Annotated in this window: 23 protein-coding genes and 1 pseudogene; 15 read left to right on the top strand and 9 right to left on the bottom strand. The window is 42.7% G+C overall.

Annotated elements, in window-relative coordinates:
* Positions 1–6: 6 nt before the first annotated feature.
* Genes sspL through NSS75_RS11760 form a run of 3 tightly spaced genes read right to left on the bottom strand, consistent with a single transcriptional unit; the run spans position 7 to position 1,264 of the window.
* The gene (gene sspL, locus NSS75_RS11770; protein WP_010334670.1) at positions 7–135 is read right to left on the bottom strand and encodes a small, acid-soluble spore protein L; all 129 of its coding nucleotides are present in this window, start codon (positions 133–135) and stop codon (positions 7–9) included.
* Between the two features lie 41 nt (positions 136–176).
* Positions 177–575 carry a reverse transcriptase-like protein gene (locus NSS75_RS11765; protein WP_024121805.1) on the bottom strand — a complete coding sequence of 133 codons (399 nt, stop codon included), beginning with the start codon at positions 573–575 and terminating at the stop codon, positions 177–179.
* Positions 575–1,264 carry a queuosine precursor transporter gene (locus NSS75_RS11760; RefSeq protein ID WP_339233176.1) on the bottom strand — a complete coding sequence of 230 codons (690 nt, stop codon included), beginning with the start codon at positions 1,262–1,264 and terminating at the stop codon, positions 575–577. The genes NSS75_RS11765 and NSS75_RS11760 overlap by 1 nt, the downstream gene beginning before the upstream one ends.
* A gap of 82 nt (positions 1,265–1,346) precedes the next feature.
* On the opposite strand from NSS75_RS11760, the gene NSS75_RS11755 reads away from it, so the two are divergent.
* Together NSS75_RS11755 and NSS75_RS11750 are read left to right on the top strand one after the other, a co-directional pair.
* Positions 1,347–2,027, top strand: coding sequence for a ribonuclease H family protein (locus tag NSS75_RS11755; protein WP_268496582.1), 681 nt, complete (start codon positions 1,347–1,349; stop codon positions 2,025–2,027).
* The gene (locus tag NSS75_RS11750; RefSeq protein ID WP_024121802.1) at positions 2,020–2,202 is read left to right on the top strand and encodes a zinc-finger domain-containing protein; all 183 of its coding nucleotides are present in this window, start codon (positions 2,020–2,022) and stop codon (positions 2,200–2,202) included. The genes NSS75_RS11755 and NSS75_RS11750 overlap by 8 nt, the downstream gene beginning before the upstream one ends.
* A 26-nt stretch (positions 2,203–2,228) precedes the next feature.
* Here the strand turns inward: NSS75_RS11750 and NSS75_RS11745 are convergent, their stop codons facing one another.
* Positions 2,229–2,498: a DUF2564 family protein gene (locus NSS75_RS11745; RefSeq protein ID WP_024121801.1), complete on the bottom strand. Its 270-nt coding sequence runs from the start codon at positions 2,496–2,498 to the stop codon at positions 2,229–2,231.
* Between the two features lie 120 nt (positions 2,499–2,618).
* On the opposite strand from NSS75_RS11745, the gene NSS75_RS11740 reads away from it, so the two are divergent.
* Together NSS75_RS11740 and degR are read left to right on the top strand one after the other, a co-directional pair.
* Positions 2,619–3,769, top strand: a protein-coding gene (locus tag NSS75_RS11740; protein ID WP_339233173.1) for an IS3 family transposase whose coding sequence is annotated in 2 segments (ribosomal slippage) — positions 2,619–2,892 and positions 2,892–3,769 — 1,152 coding nt in all. Because the reading frame shifts where the segments join, the coding sequence is not laid out codon by codon here.
* Between the two features lie 176 nt (positions 3,770–3,945).
* Complete coding sequence (gene degR, locus NSS75_RS11735) at positions 3,946–4,128, top strand: transcriptional regulator DegR (RefSeq protein WP_010334663.1); 183 nt, start codon at positions 3,946–3,948, stop codon at positions 4,126–4,128.
* 43 nt (positions 4,129–4,171) lie between these two features.
* Here degR and cspD read toward each other — a convergent pair whose 3' ends face one another.
* The 4 genes and pseudogenes from cspD to metA form a co-directional block, all read right to left on the bottom strand.
* The gene (gene cspD / locus NSS75_RS11730; protein WP_003153604.1) at positions 4,172–4,372 is read right to left on the bottom strand and encodes a cold-shock protein CspD; all 201 of its coding nucleotides are present in this window, start codon (positions 4,370–4,372) and stop codon (positions 4,172–4,174) included.
* Between the two features lie 30 nt (positions 4,373–4,402).
* Positions 4,403–4,515: pseudogene (locus NSS75_RS11725) on the bottom strand (hypothetical protein).
* Positions 4,516–4,617: 102 nt separating this feature from the next.
* Complete coding sequence (locus NSS75_RS11720; RefSeq protein WP_044155455.1) at positions 4,618–5,766, bottom strand: diglucosyl diacylglycerol synthase; 1,149 nt, start codon at positions 5,764–5,766, stop codon at positions 4,618–4,620.
* Between the two features lie 230 nt (positions 5,767–5,996).
* On the bottom strand, positions 5,997–6,902 hold the full coding sequence (gene metA, locus NSS75_RS11715; RefSeq protein WP_024121799.1) for a homoserine O-succinyltransferase: 906 nt from the start codon (positions 6,900–6,902) through the stop codon (positions 5,997–5,999).
* Positions 6,903–7,255: 353 nt separating this feature from the next.
* Here metA and NSS75_RS11710 point away from each other — a divergent pair, with 353 nt between their 5' ends.
* The 11 genes from NSS75_RS11710 (at position 7,256) to NSS75_RS11660 (ending at position 16,330) form a co-directional block, all read left to right on the top strand.
* The gene (locus NSS75_RS11710; protein WP_024121798.1) at positions 7,256–7,738 is read left to right on the top strand and encodes a glutathione peroxidase; all 483 of its coding nucleotides are present in this window, start codon (positions 7,256–7,258) and stop codon (positions 7,736–7,738) included.
* A gap of 31 nt (positions 7,739–7,769) precedes the next feature.
* A complete protein-coding gene (locus NSS75_RS11705) occupies positions 7,770–8,375 on the top strand; it encodes an HD domain-containing protein (protein ID WP_101860574.1) in 606 nt (201 codons plus the stop codon).
* Between the two features lie 59 nt (positions 8,376–8,434).
* On the top strand, positions 8,435–9,565 hold the full coding sequence (locus NSS75_RS11700) for a conserved virulence factor C family protein (RefSeq protein ID WP_339233170.1): 1,131 nt from the start codon (positions 8,435–8,437) through the stop codon (positions 9,563–9,565).
* A 292-nt stretch (positions 9,566–9,857) separates the two neighbouring features.
* Positions 9,858–11,534 carry a dihydroxy-acid dehydratase gene (gene ilvD / locus NSS75_RS11695; protein ID WP_024121795.1) on the top strand — a complete coding sequence of 559 codons (1,677 nt, stop codon included), beginning with the start codon at positions 9,858–9,860 and terminating at the stop codon, positions 11,532–11,534.
* 105 nt (positions 11,535–11,639) lie between these two features.
* The gene (gene brxA, locus NSS75_RS11690) at positions 11,640–12,074 is read left to right on the top strand and encodes a bacilliredoxin BrxA (protein ID WP_024121794.1); all 435 of its coding nucleotides are present in this window, start codon (positions 11,640–11,642) and stop codon (positions 12,072–12,074) included.
* Positions 12,075–12,113: 39 nt separating this feature from the next.
* A complete protein-coding gene (locus NSS75_RS11685; RefSeq protein ID WP_339233167.1) occupies positions 12,114–12,899 on the top strand; it encodes a class I SAM-dependent methyltransferase in 786 nt (261 codons plus the stop codon).
* A 259-nt stretch (positions 12,900–13,158) separates the two neighbouring features.
* On the top strand, positions 13,159–13,773 hold the full coding sequence (locus NSS75_RS11680) for a YpjP family protein (protein ID WP_095713138.1): 615 nt from the start codon (positions 13,159–13,161) through the stop codon (positions 13,771–13,773).
* A gap of 17 nt (positions 13,774–13,790) precedes the next feature.
* Complete coding sequence (locus NSS75_RS11675; protein WP_003230797.1) at positions 13,791–14,324, top strand: phosphatidylglycerophosphatase A; 534 nt, start codon at positions 13,791–13,793, stop codon at positions 14,322–14,324.
* 84 nt (positions 14,325–14,408) lie between these two features.
* On the top strand, positions 14,409–15,203 hold the full coding sequence (locus NSS75_RS11670; protein ID WP_101864404.1) for a thymidylate synthase: 795 nt from the start codon (positions 14,409–14,411) through the stop codon (positions 15,201–15,203).
* Positions 15,200–15,709 (top strand): dihydrofolate reductase DfrA, encoded by a 510-nt coding sequence (dfrA, locus tag NSS75_RS11665; protein WP_103671791.1) that lies wholly within the window; start codon positions 15,200–15,202, stop codon positions 15,707–15,709. The genes NSS75_RS11670 and dfrA overlap by 4 nt, the downstream gene beginning before the upstream one ends.
* Positions 15,710–16,330, top strand: coding sequence for a 1-acyl-sn-glycerol-3-phosphate acyltransferase (locus NSS75_RS11660; RefSeq protein ID WP_326323920.1), 621 nt, complete (start codon positions 15,710–15,712; stop codon positions 16,328–16,330).
* A gap of 32 nt (positions 16,331–16,362) precedes the next feature.
* Here the strand turns inward: NSS75_RS11660 and NSS75_RS11655 are convergent, their stop codons facing one another.
* On the bottom strand, positions 16,363–17,004 hold the full coding sequence (locus tag NSS75_RS11655) for a hemolysin III family protein (RefSeq protein WP_024121788.1): 642 nt from the start codon (positions 17,002–17,004) through the stop codon (positions 16,363–16,365).
* Between the last annotated feature and the right edge of the window lie 8 nt (positions 17,005–17,012).

Raw genomic sequence — 17,012 nt, 5'->3', positions numbered from 1 at the left:
TCTTCTCTAGCGTTTTGTATTGCTTTTTTTAGCTCTTTCCTCAAGCTCTGTTTTAGGGTCATTATGTGTATTTCCTTCTAAATCGCCTTGCGGGGAAACACCGCCGGTCAGCCGGCCCTTATCTTTCTTTTTCATGTTTGTTCACCTCATCAATAGGATGAACCATTCAGCTTGATTTAATTCTTATCATTCATCCGAATCGCTTCTTTTGCCAGCTGGTCGGCTTTTTGGTTTTGCTTTCCCGGAATCCATTTGATGAAAAAAAGAGGGAAGGCCATTTTTAATCGGATGATTTCTTCGACAAATGACTGAAACGCTTTATTTTTCACGATTTCAAGATCGGCTGCGCGTTCCACGATATCCGAATCAGTTCGAAAGGAGACCGATTGATACCCGCGCGCTGCACACAGTTTCATGCCTTCAATTAACGCCAGAAATTCCGCTTCCTGGTTGGTATGCATTCCAATTGGAATCGAGAAAGATTCTGCTTTTCCTTCATGTTTGATAAAAATTCCGATGCCGGAAGGCCCTGGATTACCGGCGCTCGCTCCGTCAACATATATTTCTGTAGGCATCATGTACTCCTTTCGTCACTCGGAATCATTTTTTTCGCCGCATAAGCATATGGCAGAGAAATCAGAGATACCGCAAACTTAATCAAATATGTAGAAATAAAAATATGAAGCCAAACATCCGCCGGATATGTGCCGAAAAAAGCGACTCCGGTAAAAATGAATGTATCAAACAGCTGGCTGACTGCTGTACTGCCGCCGTTTCTCAGCCATAGAAGCCGATCGGAAGGAAATATCCTTCTAATTGCCGAATATACATAAACATCCAGTGTTTGGCTGAAGATAAAGGCAAGCAGACTTCCCAAAGCAACTCTCGGGAGAAAACCGAAAATCGTTTCTAGCGCTGTTTGTGAAATATCGCTCGAAGCGGGTTCGAAAAGCAGAATGCCCTGCATAACAAAAGTCAGTGTCAGGAGAGTCGAAAACCCGAGCCATACAGCTTTTCTCGCTTCAGCTGGCCCATATTTTTCATTCAGCACATCTGTAGCAAAAAAGATTGTGCCGTACATCACATTCCCGAGCGTTGCTGTTAAGCCAAACAGTTCAACCGTTTTGACGACTTGAAGGTTGGCACAGACTGTTGCAAAGCCGATCCACACAAATAAACCCATTTTGCCAAATCCTTTATAAAATAAAAGAACAATGATAAAATGAATGATCGCAAAAAAGATCCAAAAAGAGTTATTAAACAAAATGAAGAAGCTTCCTTTCCGGGTTAAGATTGGTTTGATTATAGCATAAGCCCGGCAACTAATGAATGGTAAGGTGATTATATTGAATCTCAGACCGCACATGAAAATAGAAGCAAAAGGGACAGGGCCTGTCTCGTTTTTGGGCGAAAACTGGCTGACTGTTCAGGAAGCGCGTATGCTCGCGAGGGAACTCGGCCGTTTTCCTTATATGAAGGAACTTGAATTCGAAGATGAGAAGGGCGGCGTCTGGACGCTGAAGGAATTAGAAAAGCTGACTGAGGAGCTTGCGCATGAACCTGATGACATTACCGTTTATTTTGACGGCAGTTTCGATAAGGCAAGCCAGCTGGCCGGGCTCGGAATCGTCATTTATTATACATTGGGAGGGGCGCGCCACCGCTTAAGAAAAAATAAAAGCTTCCGTCTGAAAACCAATAACGAAGCTGAATATGCCGCTCTTTATGAAGCGATAAGAGAAGTAAGAGAGCTCGGAGCTAGCAGAAATTCAATCACGATCAGAGGGGACTCTCTTGTTGTGCTGAACCAGCTTGACGGCAGCTGGCCTTGCTATGATCCCTCCCATAATGAATGGCTGGATAAAATAGAAGCGCTTCTTGAGTCACTAAAGCTGAGTCCGACATACGAAACGATACAGCGAAAAGAAAATCAGGAAGCTGATGGCCTCGCAAAAAAAATCCTATCTCATCAATTCGTAGAAAGCCACATGAAATTAGACTGTAACGGAGATGACAATATTGGATAAGAAAGCTATATATAAGGAACTGACAGAACTGCAAGATGAATATTGCAAAGACTGTTTTATTAAGAAGCAGTTTCGCAAGGAATTTGGCAAAACATACGCACATTCATTTTGTATCAATAAATGTACCGTGGGGGAAAAGCTTAAATCATATGGAGATGTCTTAACCAAGCACTAAAAAATAAAACCGCAGCTTCTGCGGTTTTATTTTTTAAATTCATCCAGCTGATGCTGGCAGGCATCTAACAGCTGCTGTTGCTGCTGTACAAATTCAGGATCATCAAGAGCTGCCAGTTCTTGAGACAGTGAAAGCTCTCTGGCGTCCTCGATGGCTTGGTATGCGGAATTGAGTAATGTTGAGCTTCGGCCTCTTGTGGCGGCGCCGGTCGTTTTCTGCGCTGTTTCCACCGCTAGCTCCAGCTGCCGTTTATCGGTAAATCCAGTCTGATCCTCTTCATGAAATTCTGAGTTCACAAAAAAACACCTCCGCAATTATTTGGGACTGACCCCATAAGATGAGACAAATAAAAAACACCTTCAAGTTTGAAAACGGATAGTTGTTATCCTTAAATAAGACTTGGAGGTGTTTTTTGTATGGGAACAAGAGTGAGTTATCCGATTGAAGTCAAACAGAAGGCTGTAGAAATGAGATTGGCAGGCGTACCTATGAAAGAGATCATGCAGGAATTGAATATCAAGAATAAGACGCAGGTTCAGACATGGGTTAGATGGCATAAGGCTGGGGATACACATCGATTTGAACAGCCTGTTGGTAAGCAATACACTTACGGAAAAGGTCCGGAGTATTCTTCCGAATTAGAGAAACTGCAGGCAGAGAACCGTTATCTGAGACAACAGAATGAAGTTCTAAAAAAGTACAACGAATTGGAAAGGAAGTTGATAGCCAAACGTCAGTCGAACTTGTAGAAGTATTGCACAGCACAATGACCGTACAGAATATCTGTGTTCATTTAGGTATTTCACGAGCATCTTATTATCGTTGGAAGAAGAACCTGATGAAAGATCATCCCAAGTGCCATTTGGAAAAACAAATCGGCACGTTGTGCCGAGAGCACAAGTATCGATATGGATATCGAAAAATTACAGCTATATTAAAAAAGGGAATGCGTATTAACCATAAAACGGTTCAGCGTATCATGCAGAAAAATCAGTGGCAGTGCCGGGTTAAGGTGAAAAAGCGCAAGAAGAATGGGCAGCCATATGCCGTGGTTGATAATATATTAGATCGGAACTTTCAGTCCGATCATCCTCTTGAAAAACTAGTAACGGATATCACATATTTGCCTTATGGACAGAAACAATTGTACCTTTCCAGTATATTGGATGTATACAATGGAGAAGTAATTGCTTTCACGATTGGAGATAAGCAGGACACAGACTTTGTCTTAAACACACTTGATCAGCTGCCAACACTGCCTCAGAACTGCGTGTTACATAGTGACCAAGGATCTGTGTATACATCTTATGAGTATCAGAAAGCTGTTAAAACAAAAGGCATTACCATGAGCATGTCCCGCAAAGGGACGCCCGCTGATAATGCCTCCATCGAATCGTTTCATTCCTCACTAAAGTCTGAAACGTTCTATCTTAACAGCATTAATCGAACCACGACCGCCATCGTAGAACGCACTGTCAAAGAATACATTTATTATTATAACAACATTCGTATTCAAACGAAACTAAACAGCCAATCACCGATAAGCTATCGGCAATTGGCTGTATAAAAGGTGTTTTGATCCCTGTCTCAAAAACGGGGGTCAGTCCCTTTTGCAGAGTTTTTTTAATTTTATGTGCCAAAATAGAAAATAAAATAAAAAATAAGCCGATATAACTATTGAACCTGAATGAGTAGGTCTGTTTTACTATTTGAGGTATCTTGGTAGAGAAGGGGAGCGCAGCTATGGATGATAAAGACTTAAAATCGATCCTTCACAAAACATTTATAGAAATATACAATGATTTAGAAGAACTTGCGGATATTGCGAAAAAAGGAAAGCCGTCAATGGAAAAGCATATTGAAGAGATTGAGCAGAGGTGCAAACAAAACATTTTAGCGATCGAAATTCAGATGAAAATCAAATAGGAGAGGCATTTGCCTCTCCTCTATTTGTCAACTTATATTGAGTTTAGAGTTTTACAACATTAGAAGCTTGAGGTCCACGATTACCTTCGACAATTTCAAAAGAAACTTCTTGTCCTTCTTCTAATGATTTGTATCCTTCTCCTTCGATAGCTGTGAAGTGAACAAATACATCGTCTCCGCCTTCAACTTCAATGAAGCCGAATCCTTTTTCGTTGTTGAACCATTTTACTTTACCGTTTTGCATATTGCTTAATTCCTCCTAGTACTGTAGCACCTATGTGCTAAAAAAAATTTTGTATCATTTAACTTCGTTTCGTTGTTAAATGATGGTTCAACTATACACCATCTGGCAGCACGCGTCAAGTTGCGAAACTGCTTATTTTTCAAAAAAAGGGCAAGTTTCTCAAAAAAATGTAACCGCTTTTACGAAAAGATGAATGCGAATAAAAAGAGCACACGATTTTTCGTGTGCTCCTGCAAGAACATCAGTTAAGAAAGCGCCTTGGCTTTTTGTTTGGTCGTCATCATTTCTGATTCCTTCAAAATATCCTCCAAAATCACTTCAGAGGAGTGTGCCAAATGAAGACTCTTAATGTTTTTCTTCATTCGCTGTAAGGTATCTTCATCTGAAAGAAGGGAGGTGACAGACTCGAGAATCTCTTCATGCCGGTTCACGACAATGGCAGCTCCGCGGTCCTCAAAGAAATTTGCATTTTCTTTTTCTTGTCCGGGCACTGGTTTGTACAGAATGACAGGCACGCCGATAGCAGTGGCTTCTGTCAAAGTAATGCCGCCTGGTTTTGTAATCATGCAATCTGTGACCCGGAAGAGCTCGTCAATTCGCTCTACATAGCCGAGAACCTTTAAGTTATCGCCGTTTTCTGCTTCAAGTATGCTCAAGGATTCTTTTAAAGCCGTATTTTTTCCGCATACGACCACCACTTGCACCTGATCATCCATAACAAGGTTTTCGCACAGCTCTTTTACGTTCTTTAATACACCGTGTGCGCCAGCCATGATGAGCAGCACTTTTTTATCAGGCGAAAGATCGTACTTTTTATAAATCGGCTCAACCGGCAGCGATTCTTCAAATTGAGGCCTGATCGGAATTCCCGTAATTTTCACGTTGCTGGGATGGGTCCCGATCTCAATCAGTTTTTCCTTCACATAATCTGTCGCCACATAATATTTATCCACATTTTCGTGAACCCAAATTTTATGAAGACAAAAATCAGTCATGACATTGAAGGTAGGAATAACTCTTCCTGTTCTCCGTCTGTATTCGGGTACGACGATCATCGGAAATGTATTAATAATGATGTCGGGCTGATGTTCATCGACAAGTTCGCCCAATCGTTTATTTCCCATTTTAAAGTAAATATTAAATTTACGTTTATTATAGATTTTGTCAACTCCGTAATAAAACAAACGATAAAACTGTTTTCCGATTGAGAAGCTTTTTAAATAAAGGTACTGAGTTACCTCTGAAACAATCGGATTTGACTCTTGATACAAATTAGAAACTGTTACATGCTGAAAGCCGAGACGTACACATTGTTCATAAAGCGTTTTGGCTACCTGTACATGTCCATTTCCGTAATTTGCAGTCAAAATTAATACTCTTTTATTGGTATTCAAGTAAATTCACCTCAATGTAATCAACAACAAGCAAGCTTCATGCATCGTAAGGAGTTATTGTCTATACATAAACATAACACAAATACATAATCGAATTATTAATGCAGTGAAAAAATTAAACTAATTTTAAAAGATTCGGATTCCAGTATTTTTAATTTTTGTTATACGCATACTGAATCAGATGTATTTTATCATATTTTTTGCTCAGCGTATCACTTTAAAAAGAAAAATTAGTCCCATTCATAAGGAGTTTCTTGGTAAACATAATAATTAAGCCAGTTCATAAACAATAATGTCGCATGTGCTTTCCAGCGATTGACAGGTTCTTTGCTGTCTTCTGCGAAATAATGTTTCGGCGCCTCGACAGTCGAAAGGTTTCGTTCCAGATCTCTTTCATACTCTTGAAGTAACGTATTTGTATCATATTCAGGGTGTCCTGTTAAAAAGACTTGTTTTTCGTCTTTTGACACAATTAAGCAAACCCCAGCTTCCTTTGATGCAGTAAGAATGTTTAACTCGGGCACTGCTTGCAGTTGTTCCATATTTATATCTGTATGCCGGGAATGCGGCACGTAGTATAGCTCGTCAAAACCTCTTACCAATCTTTCGTGCTTGGAAAGAACAGTATGTTCAAACACACCAAAGATTTTTTTCGGCATTTCAGTTTTTTCCACGCCGTAATGATAATACAAACCTGCCTGAGCACCCCAGCAAATATGCAAGGTTGACGTGACATTTGTTTTGCTCCATTCCATAATCTCTTTGAGCTCTTCCCAATAAGAAACATCTTCAAACGCCAAATGCTCGATCGGCGCACCGGTGATGATCATGCCGTCAAATTTCTTATGACGGATATTGGAGAATGTCGTATAAAACTCATCAAGGTGTTCCCTTGCTGTATTTTTCGGTGTATGAGTGCTTGGGATTAAAAATGTAAAATGAACCTGCAAAGGCGAATTCCCAAGCAGTCTGAGCAGCTGAGTTTCCGTTTGGATTTTTTTCGGCATTAAATTTAAAATAATAATTTTCTGCGGCCGGATATCCTGATGAAATGCTCTGCTTTCATCCATTACAAAGATATGTTCACTCTCAAGCACCTGTTTTGCCGGCAGGTGTGTAGGTATATTAATAGGCAACGTGCCACCTCCATCATTTCCCCGTTAATTTTCTTCATTATAGGAATTTTCCCGCCAATTTTCAATCTATCTATAAGGGTTTGAAGGGGAACAGCAGAAAATACTATATAATAAACGCAAACATATGACTTTTGGTTTCACTGTAATGAGTTTTCCAGGTGTCATGCAATAAATAGAATAATAGCTCCTTCTCAAGAGATGTTTCTGTTTATAAACAAATGATCCGATGAGGGAAGAACATCCGTTGAACACGATGTCTGTACAATTGATAAACCTAGAGCTTCCGTTTTGTTTTGAAACAGGAAAAAAGGTAAAATAATCACAGCACTCAGGTTCATTAGGAGGGAATTTCAATGTCTATATACAATATGAGGGTCCGCACCATTACAGGCAAAGACATGACACTTCAGCCATTTGCCGGAAAGGTGTTGTTGATTGTTAACACAGCCAGTAAATGCGGTTTTACTCCTCAATTTAAGCAGCTTCAGGAGTTGTATGATACATACCAACCGGAGGGCCTGGAGATTTTAGGGTTTCCCTGCAATCAATTTATGAATCAGGAGCCTGACGACGAGGAAGGCATACAGGAATTTTGCGAAACAAATTACGGTGTGACGTTTCCCATGTTTTCAAAAGTCGAGGTGAACGGAAAAAATGCCCACCCGCTTTTTGCGTATTTGACAGACAATGCGAAAGGCATGCTTGGAACAAAGGCAATCAAATGGAATTTCACTAAATTTGTAGTGGACAGAAACGGAGAAATAGCCGGACGCTACTCACCAAACACAAATCCGAAAGAACTGGAAGACGTTATTGCGAAGTTATTAGGACAATAAAGAGGGTGTTTTGGTGCGGGATCGAAAACTGATGCAGACAGAGCAAATCAGGACATGGGTCAAATCTGTTCTGAGCGGGGAAAGCACGGGTCATGATTGGCTTCATGTGTCAAGAGTTGCAGAGCTTGCTTTATCTATTGGAAAAAAGGAAAATGCGGATTTGTTCGTCGTTGAAGCGGCAGCCTTGGTTCATGATTTGATTGATGTGAAGCTGCCTGACGCAATCAGGCTTTCAGTCAGTGAGGTGGACGAACGGCTGGTTTCTTTAGGAGCCGGAAAAGATGAGGCTGAAAGAATTATTCACATTATTACTAGAATGTCCTTTCGGGACAGGGAAAAGCTCGGAAAAGAACCGCTTTCACTTGAGGGGAAAATCGTACAGGATGCTGACAGGCTGGATGCGATCGGCGCAGTTGGTATAGCACGGACGTTTATGTTTGCGGGAGCAAAGGGACATAGCCTTTATGGAAATGATAAGAGTGCCTATACCCACTTTTTCAGCAAGCTGCTGCTCCTAAAAGATATGATGAATACAGATACCGCAAGAGAAATGGCTGACGAGAGGCATAAATTTATGCTTCATTTTGTCAGTCAATTAGAAAAAGAAATTCCCGGAATTGATATTGAAACATCGTAATAGAAGGCGCGGGGCGACTATGTTAGAATAAGTCACAGATAGGCTATAGGAGGACAATCATGAAGATAAAATCAATTGAACCGACGCCAAGCCCGAATACAATGAAGGTCATCTTAACGGAAGAGCTTCCGGCGGGCAAAAGCAATAATTATAAACCGGATCAGGCAGAAGGCGCCCCGCCTGTTGTCGTGGAAATCCTAAATATTGAAGGAGTTAAAGGGGTATATCACGTTGCCGACTTTCTTGCGGTTGAACGGAACGCCAGATATGACTGGAAAGACATTTTACCGCAAGTCCGGACGGCATTTGGAATGGAGAGCGCTGAGAGTGCAGAAAACCGCTCGGATCAGGAGTCATTTGGAGAAGTGAAAGTTTTTGTACAGATGTTCAGCGGAATTCCTATGCAAGTCAAATTAACAGATGGTGAGCGTGAAGAGCGGTTCGGGCTTCCTGACCGTTTTCAGCAGGCGATCTTAAAACTCAGATCTGAAGCGTCAAATGTTGTGTTTGAACGAGCTTGGAAAGAACAAGGCGTCAGATTCGGCGATTTTACTGAAATCGGCCATGACGTGACAGAAGAGCTTCAGGCCGCTTACAGTGATGAAAGGCTGAAACGGCTAACGGAAGCAGCGATCCAAGGTAAAGGCGAAACGAAACAAACAGCACAGCGCAAAGCCTATAAAGTAACGCTTGACATGCTGGATGATGAGGACTGGAAGCGGCGATACGCACACTTGGAGCAGATGGATCCAAAAGAAGAGGACATCCCCGTTTTGCAAAAAGCATTGGATGATCCGAAGGTGTCCATTAGAAGACAGGCTGTTGTGTATTTGGGAATGATTGAATCACCTGATGCTCTTCCTCTATTGTATAAGGCGCTTGAGGATAAGTCTGTATCGGTGAGAAGAACGGCTGGAGACTGCCTGTCTGATATCGGCGATCCTCAAGCCATCCCTGCGATGATAAAATCGTTAAGCGACTCAAGCAAGCTGGTCCGCTGGCGCGCCGCTATGTTCCTTTACGAAGTCGGTGATGAAAGTGCAATAGAAGCTTTGCGGGCTGCTGAAGATGATCCGGAATTCGAAGTCAGCCTTCAAGTGAAAATGGCGCTGGAACGAATCGAACATGGGGAAGAGGCAAAAGGTTCAGTCTGGAAGCAAATGACAGAGAGCAGAAAAAAAGGCGAATAAAAAAGAAGATGAAGGTGCAGATCATGCACCTTTTTTGTTTGAATTCACTTTTTATAAAAATTATTTCGAATATTGTTGAAAAATAATCAAAAACTATATATAGTAAGTAACAATATTAATAGTTGGAGGGTTCCCATCGACAGAAAGCTATATAAATATAAAAACATGAATCAAACAACAGAGGAAAGGGCGGCCTGAAATCATGCGATTTAGCTAAAACGGCCCACAAATAAACTGAAAATTGTTAAAATAAAATTCAATCTAACAATTGAGACTATTTAGGAGGATCACCATGGCAGAATTACGCAGTAACATGATCACACAAGGAATCGATAGAGCACCGCACCGCAGTTTGCTCCGCGCAGCAGGTGTAAAAGAAGAGGATTTTGGTAAACCGTTTATTGCGGTTTGTAACTCATATATTGATATCGTTCCCGGTCATGTTCACTTGCAGGAGTTTGGGAAAATCGTAAAAGAAGCAATCAGAGAAGCCGGAGGCGTACCGTTTGAATTTAATACAATCGGTGTAGATGACGGAATTGCGATGGGGCATATCGGAATGAGATATTCGCTCCCGAGCCGTGAGATCATCGCGGACTCAGTGGAAACTGTCGTATCAGCGCACTGGTTTGACGGAATGGTCTGTATTCCGAACTGTGATAAAATCACGCCGGGAATGCTTATGGCGGCTATGCGCATCAACATTCCGACCATTTTTGTCAGCGGAGGACCGATGGCGGCAGGAAGAACAAGCGACGGCCGCAAAATCTCTCTTTCTTCAGTATTTGAGGGAGTCGGTGCTTATCAAGCTGGAAAAATCGGCGAAAGCGAACTTCAAGAATTAGAACAGTTCGGCTGCCCGACATGCGGATCTTGCTCGGGAATGTTTACAGCAAACTCAATGAACTGTCTGTCAGAGGCGCTTGGATTGGCTTTGCCTGGTAATGGAACCATTCTCGCGACATCACCGGAACGAAAAGAGTTTGTCAGAAAATCAGCTGCGCAATTAATGGAAACCATTCGCAAAGACATCAAACCGAGAGATATCGTTACAGTAAAAGCGATTGATAACGCGTTTGCGCTTGATATGGCGCTCGGCGGTTCAACAAATACTGTACTTCATACGCTTGCCCTTGCAAATGAAGCGGGCGTTGAATACTCTTTAGAACGCATCAATGAAGTCGCAGAGCGCGTGCCGCATTTGGCCAAGCTGGCGCCTGCATCTGATGTATTTATTGAAGATCTTCATGAAGCGGGCGGTGTGTCTGCAGCATTGAATGAGCTTTCCAAAAAAGAAGGAGCACTTCATTTGGACGCGCTGACAGTTACAGGTGAGACGCTTGGAGAAACCATTGCCGGACATGAAGTGAAGGATTATAACGTGATTCATCCGTTAGATCAGCCATTCACTGAAAAGGGCGGCCTTGCCGTATTATTCGGAAATCTGGCTCCGGACGGCGCTATCATCAAAACCGGCGGCGTACAGAACGGAATTACGAGACACGAAGGGCCGGCTGTCGTATTCGACTCTCAGGATGAGGCGCTAGACGGCATTATCAACCGGAAAGTAAAAGAAGGCGATGTCGTCATCATTCGTTACGAAGGGCCAAAGGGCGGGCCGGGTATGCCTGAAATGCTTGCACCTACATCACAGATTGTCGGAATGGGGCTTGGTCCGAAAGTAGCGCTGATTACAGACGGACGTTTTTCCGGAGCATCACGAGGCCTTTCAATCGGACACGTATCACCAGAGGCAGCAGAAGGCGGACCGCTTGCCTTTGTTGAAAACGGCGATCATATCATCGTTGATATTGAAAAACGCATCCTGGACGTTCAAGTGCCGGAAGAAGAATGGGAAAAACGGAAAGCGAATTGGAAAGGCTTTGAGCCAAAAGTGAAAACCGGCTATTTAGCCCGTTATTCTAAACTTGTAACAAGTGCCAATACGGGCGGTATCATGAAAATCTAGACATCATGATCACATTCTCTTATTTTAAGATGTGAACATTTGAAATCCGGCTCTCTCTATAGTATCCTTTACTTCAGATGAAGGATAATAGAGGGGGCTTTTTTTATGTCAATGGCTTATGAAGAATATATGCGCCAGCTTGTCGTTCCGATGCGCCGCGAGCTGACTGGGGCCGGTTTTGAAGAATTAACAACGGCAGAAGAAGTGGAGAATTTTATGGAAAAGGCAGAGGGCACAACTCTCGTAGTCGTTAACTCTGTTTGCGGCTGTGCAGCTGGTCTTGCGCGTCCTGCGGCAACTCAGGCAGTCCTGCAGAACGACAAAACACCTGACAATACGGTGACAGTATTTGCGGGCCAAGATAAAGAAGCCACTGCAAAAATGCGGGAGTATTTTACAGGCCAGGAGCCTTCTTCGCCGTCAATGGCTCTTTTGAAAGGCAAAGAAGTCGTGCATTTTATTCCGCGTCATGAGATTGAAGGGCACGAAATGGAAGAAATCATGAAAAACTTAACTGACGCCTTTGATGCACACTGCTAAATGCCCGTTTTCCGGGCATTTTCTTTTGGAGTATAGATCATGATTACAACAAGCTATAGACCGTCTGACCACACGATAAAGATCGCAAAAATGCTTTCGGAAGAGCTGGGTATACGATATTGCGACCGAAATAAACAAACGGTTGAAAATATGCTGAAGTCAGCTGAGCGTGATTTGCTCGTGATTGGAAAAGAGCGGTTCGAACTTTATACAAAACAAGGCGGTAAATTCTTTTTTCATCCGAATACAGCGATGTTCAGAGCTAAACGGTTTATGCGCGGCGAGCAAGAGCCAATGCTTCGGGCAGCCGGCTTAACGGCGGGAGATTCTTTTTTGGATTGCACGCTCGGTCTGGCTTCCGACGCAATTATCGCAAGTATGGCCGTTGGTGAAACCGGGTCGGTGATCGGGCTGGAAAAAAACAAGCTTGTGTCCGTTCTGGTGAATACGGGGCTCCATTCGTGGGAAACCGGTATAGAACAGCTTCAAGCTGCCATGAGAAGAATACAAGTGAATCATGCGGATTGCTTTGACTATCTAAAGCAGCTGCCTGACAAATCAGTAGATGTCATTTATTTTGATCCGATGTTTCATGAGCCTGTAGAGTCGTCTGACGGCATTGCGCCATTACGCGAGCTGGCTGAGGATTCTGCATTGGCCGACGGCTGCATCAAAGAAGCGGTGCGGGCAGCCAGAAAAAGCGTTGTACTCAAAGACCATTGGAAAAGCCCGCACTTTGACCAATTTGGTTTTAACGTATTGAAAAGAAAAACAGCGCTTTTTCACTACGGTGTTATTCAAATCGCAAGCGAAACAAGCCCGTGAAGAACCTCACGGGCTTGTTTCTAATCGGTGACTTCCATGACGACAAAGTATAATAATGTTAAAAGTGAAACCGTTGCAAATAAAGCGTCAATCATGCGGAAGGCCTCCTTTCATATTATATTGTAAGCGTTTTTACACACGGGGCAAAGCAACAAATCTCCTAAATTGACTTAGAGCTTCATATAGTACATGACTTGTAAGTTCGACCTATGATAAAATAAGAGAAACATGACAATAAAATAGAGAGGAATAAGCAGTCATGAAATTGTGGATGAGAAAGACCCTTGTGGTTTTATTTACCATCGTAACGTTCGGGCTCGTATCTCCTCCGGCTGCTCTCATGGCAGACAAGCCTTCAGGACAGCCGAGCAGTCTTGAGCAGAATGATTACACCGCTTTTTATGATGAGCATGATTTGTACGATGATTATGAATCGGAAGACAGGCGAGACCCCGAATTACTTTTTCAATCGTACAAGGAACAGCTCCTTGACAGCGCTGAAAATCAGTCCTTTTTGAAATTTGGCAGCAAAATTGCTCCGGTCATTGAAGATGACTATCGGAAAGAGATTCTGCCGAAAATCGAAAACGTCATATGTGACTTTTTAGCGACATTACAAGATGACGAAGCGTATCAAGATGTTGTGATTTCAAGCAAGCCTTCAGCGGGGAAAACGGAGAAAATCTTTCATGTTTACAATCGGACAACCGGAGAAGACCTCCTCAGGTTCCATGTGCGCAGAGATCACCCTCCTCATGACGGCTACTGGTTTAATTTTCATTATCATACAGCAGAAGATGGATTTCAATCACACCATGAGCTTGGGAGCATTTATTGGGACCGCAACACACCTCCCAACTGGATGAGTGCCTAAAGGAGATGCCATTAGATATGAAAAAGTACACAATGAATGAAATGGTCGATATAACAAAAGATATGCTGAACAAACGGGGCGTTATGATAGAAGATATTGCGCGTATTGTTCAAAAACTTCAGGAAAAATACAATCCAAATCTCCCGCTTAGTGTATGTATGGAGAATGTAGAAAAAGTACTGAACAAGCGTGAAATTATCCATGCTGTTTTAACCGGGCTGGCGCTTGATCAGCTTGCAGAGCAGAAACTGCTTCCTGAACCGCTGCAGCATCTTGTTGAAACAGATGAACCGCTGTACGGCATAGATGAAATTATCCCTCTTTCAATCGTTAATGTGTACGGCTCGATCGGTTTGACCAACTTTGGTTATTTGGATAAAGAGAAGATCGGAATTATTAAGGAGCTCGATGAAAGCCCTGACGGCATCCATACGTTTTTGGATGATATTGTGGCTGCACTTGCAGCCGCAGCAGCGAGCAGAATTGCCCATACGCATCAGGATCTGCAAGATGAAGAAAAGGAACAGGACGAAAAGCCTGTTGTCAGCTGACTTATAAAAAAATCATTTCTGGGTTCAGAAATGATTTTTTATTGTGTTACACTACTATAAGACTACTTTTAAAGGATGAATAAAATGAAACAATATAAAGATTTATGCCGACATGTTTTAGATCATGGTGAAAAAAAGGGTGACCGTACAGGAACCGGAACAATCAGCACCTTCGGCTATCAAATGAGATTTAATTTACAGGAAGGCTTCCCGATGCTGACCACAAAAAAACTTCACTTTAAATCAATTGCGCACGAGCTGCTTTGGTTTTTAAAGGGTGATACCAATGTACGCTATCTGCAGGAAAACGGAGTGCGTATTTGGAATGAGTGGGCCGATGAAAACGGCGAGCTCGGACCTGTATATGGTTCGCAATGGCGTTCGTGGCGGGGAGCTGACGGAGAAACCATTGATCAAATTTCACGTCTTGTGGAAGATATTAAAACAAATCCGAACTCAAGACGCTTAATCGTCAGTGCATGGAATGTTGGTGAAATCGATAAAATGGCCTTGCCTCCGTGCCACTGCCTGTTCCAATTTTATGTATCTGACGGCAAGCTGTCCTGCCAGCTTTATCAGCGCTCAGCCGATGTTTTCCTCGGTGTGCCGTTTAATATAGCTTCTTATGCGCTGCTTACGATGATGATCGCGCATGTAACAGGGCTTGAGCCGGGCGAGTTTATTCATACATTCGGCGATGTTCATATTTATCAAAATCACATTGAACAGGTTAACTTGCAGCTGACTAGAGATGTCCGCCCGCTGCCGAAGCTTCGTTTTGCCAGAGAGGTTGATTCGATTTTCGGCTTTACGTTTGATGACTTTATCATTGAAGATTACAATCCGCATCCGCATATTAAAGGAGCGGTCAGCGTATGATTTCATTCATTTTCGCGATGGATGCCAACCGGCTTATCGGGAAGGACAATGATTTGCCGTGGCATTTGCCGAATGACCTTGCATACTTTAAAAAAATAACCTCAGGACATTCAATCATCATGGGGCGAAAAACATATGAATCAATTGGACGTCCGCTTCCGAATCGGAAAAATATTGTTGTGACATCTGCACACGATTCAGAATTTCCCGGTTGTACCGTCGTCAGTTCAATAGAGGATGTGTTCCAGATTGCCTCAGATACTGAGGAATGCTTCGTGATCGGAGGCGCACAGCTTTACACGGCGCTGTTCCCTTATGCGGACAGGCTGTATATGACAAAAATTCATCACCAGTTTGATGGAGACCGCTACTTTCCTGAATTTGATGAGAGCAAATGGAAACTTGTTTCTTCTGAGCAAGGGACTAAGGACGAAAAAAATCCGTATGACTATGAATTTTTAGTGTATGAAAAAAAGAATGTATCATCTGAAGCGGGAGGATTTTAATTGATTCGCTACAGCTGTCTAGTGATTTACATTGTGTATATGCTGTTAAAAAATATAAAACAATTGTTTAATCAAAGAATGCTGGATCCGCGTCTGTCATACAAAAAACAGATGACGCTCGTTTACGAGCAGCCAAAGGCGTTTTTGGAAGGCTGTATCGGCATTTCAGGATCTGTCATCACCATTCATCAGCCAGAGCCGATACCGAGCGGTCCTGTTTTGTATGTGCATTCTCGTTTAGGATTGCCTGAACTTGCTTTGATTGCCGGGTATATTGAAGAACCAGCCGGATTTATCACAAATCCCAAAGTGTTTTGTTTACCGATTATCGGGCAATGGCTTGAACGGATGAATGTCATTCGAGAGAGCAGTTCAGACATGGTATATGAAGATATTTTGACCCAATTAGAAAAAGGCCAAAGCATGATTCTTTCTTTAGATGGCTGTATCAATCCATTGGAACTTGCAGCCCGCTGCAGCCTTCCGGTTGTAATGGTGGAAACGAAAGGAACCGATGAACTGCTGAAGGGATCGCTTGTTAAACGCTTAAAGCCAGCAGATATAGAAGTGTCATTTTCCAAGGCTTATATACCGGCAAGTGAGAAGCAATTACGGGCCTAAAAAAGCGCAGTCACTGAGACTGCGCTTTTTCATTAGGATAAAAACGGCACTTTCACACAATAGAACAGCACGCAGAAAAACATCGCCGCACTCCCGCCTAAAACAAAGCTGTGCCAAATGGCATGATGGAAGGGGATCTTTCTCCAAATATAAAAGATCGTTCCGGCTGAATACAACAGACCGCCAAGCAAAAGAAGGCTGAATCCAGCTCCTGTCAGTGAAGCATATAAAGGCTTAACCGCGATAATCATTAGCCATCCCATTAATAAATACATCAAGGTAGATAAAATGATAAACCGTTTTACGAAGAAAATTTTGAATACGATTCCGCCAAGGGCAAGCGCCCAAACGATGATCAGCAGGGTGAAGCCGAGTGTGCCTTTTAACGGCCCAAGCAGAAAAGGGGTATAGGTTCCGGCGATCAACACGTAAATAGCGCTATGGTCAATAATCTCCAAAATATCTTTCGCCTTTTTGTGCTGAATGCTGTGAAGCAGCGTGGAGCTCAAATAAAGCAGCAGCATGGAAACACCAAATATGGTAAAACTGACGATATCCCATGCGGACCCGTAATTAGCCGCAAATATGATGAGAAACACTAATGCTGGTATGGATAAGAACACACCGATGCCGTGGGTAATGGCGTTGGCGATCTCTTCTTTTATTGTATACACGTACATTC

The organism is Bacillus sp. FSL K6-1012 (genome assembly GCF_037964915.1).
GTDB classification, from domain to species: domain Bacteria; phylum Bacillota; class Bacilli; order Bacillales; family Bacillaceae; genus Bacillus; species Bacillus halotolerans.
This window is presented reverse-complemented; position numbering and strand designations above follow the sequence as displayed.

What these genes read in the sequence shown, in the direction of transcription:
- sspL (WP_010334670.1), bottom strand. Translation starts at nt 135, where the DNA reads ATGAAAAAGAAAGATAAGGGCCGGCTGACCGGCGGTGTTTCCCCGCAA.
- NSS75_RS11765 (WP_024121805.1), bottom strand. Translation starts at nt 575, where the DNA reads ATGCCTACAGAAATATATGTTGACGGAGCGAGCGCCGGTAATCCAGGG.
- degR (WP_010334663.1), top strand. Translation starts at nt 3,946, where the DNA reads ATGGATGATAAAGACTTAAAATCGATCCTTCACAAAACATTTATAGAA.
- cspD (WP_003153604.1), bottom strand. Translation starts at nt 4,372, where the DNA reads ATGCAAAACGGTAAAGTAAAATGGTTCAACAACGAAAAAGGATTCGGC.
- NSS75_RS11710 (WP_024121798.1), top strand. Translation starts at nt 7,256, where the DNA reads ATGTCTATATACAATATGAGGGTCCGCACCATTACAGGCAAAGACATG.
- NSS75_RS11705 (WP_101860574.1), top strand. Translation starts at nt 7,770, where the DNA reads ATGCAGACAGAGCAAATCAGGACATGGGTCAAATCTGTTCTGAGCGGG.
- NSS75_RS11700 (WP_339233170.1), top strand. Translation starts at nt 8,435, where the DNA reads ATGAAGATAAAATCAATTGAACCGACGCCAAGCCCGAATACAATGAAG.
- ilvD (WP_024121795.1), top strand. Translation starts at nt 9,858, where the DNA reads ATGGCAGAATTACGCAGTAACATGATCACACAAGGAATCGATAGAGCA.
- brxA (WP_024121794.1), top strand. Translation starts at nt 11,640, where the DNA reads ATGTCAATGGCTTATGAAGAATATATGCGCCAGCTTGTCGTTCCGATG.
- NSS75_RS11685 (WP_339233167.1), top strand. Translation starts at nt 12,114, where the DNA reads ATGATTACAACAAGCTATAGACCGTCTGACCACACGATAAAGATCGCA.
- NSS75_RS11680 (WP_095713138.1), top strand. Translation starts at nt 13,159, where the DNA reads ATGAAATTGTGGATGAGAAAGACCCTTGTGGTTTTATTTACCATCGTA.
- NSS75_RS11675 (WP_003230797.1), top strand. Translation starts at nt 13,791, where the DNA reads ATGAAAAAGTACACAATGAATGAAATGGTCGATATAACAAAAGATATG.
- NSS75_RS11670 (WP_101864404.1), top strand. Translation starts at nt 14,409, where the DNA reads ATGAAACAATATAAAGATTTATGCCGACATGTTTTAGATCATGGTGAA.
- dfrA (WP_103671791.1), top strand. Translation starts at nt 15,200, where the DNA reads ATGATTTCATTCATTTTCGCGATGGATGCCAACCGGCTTATCGGGAAG.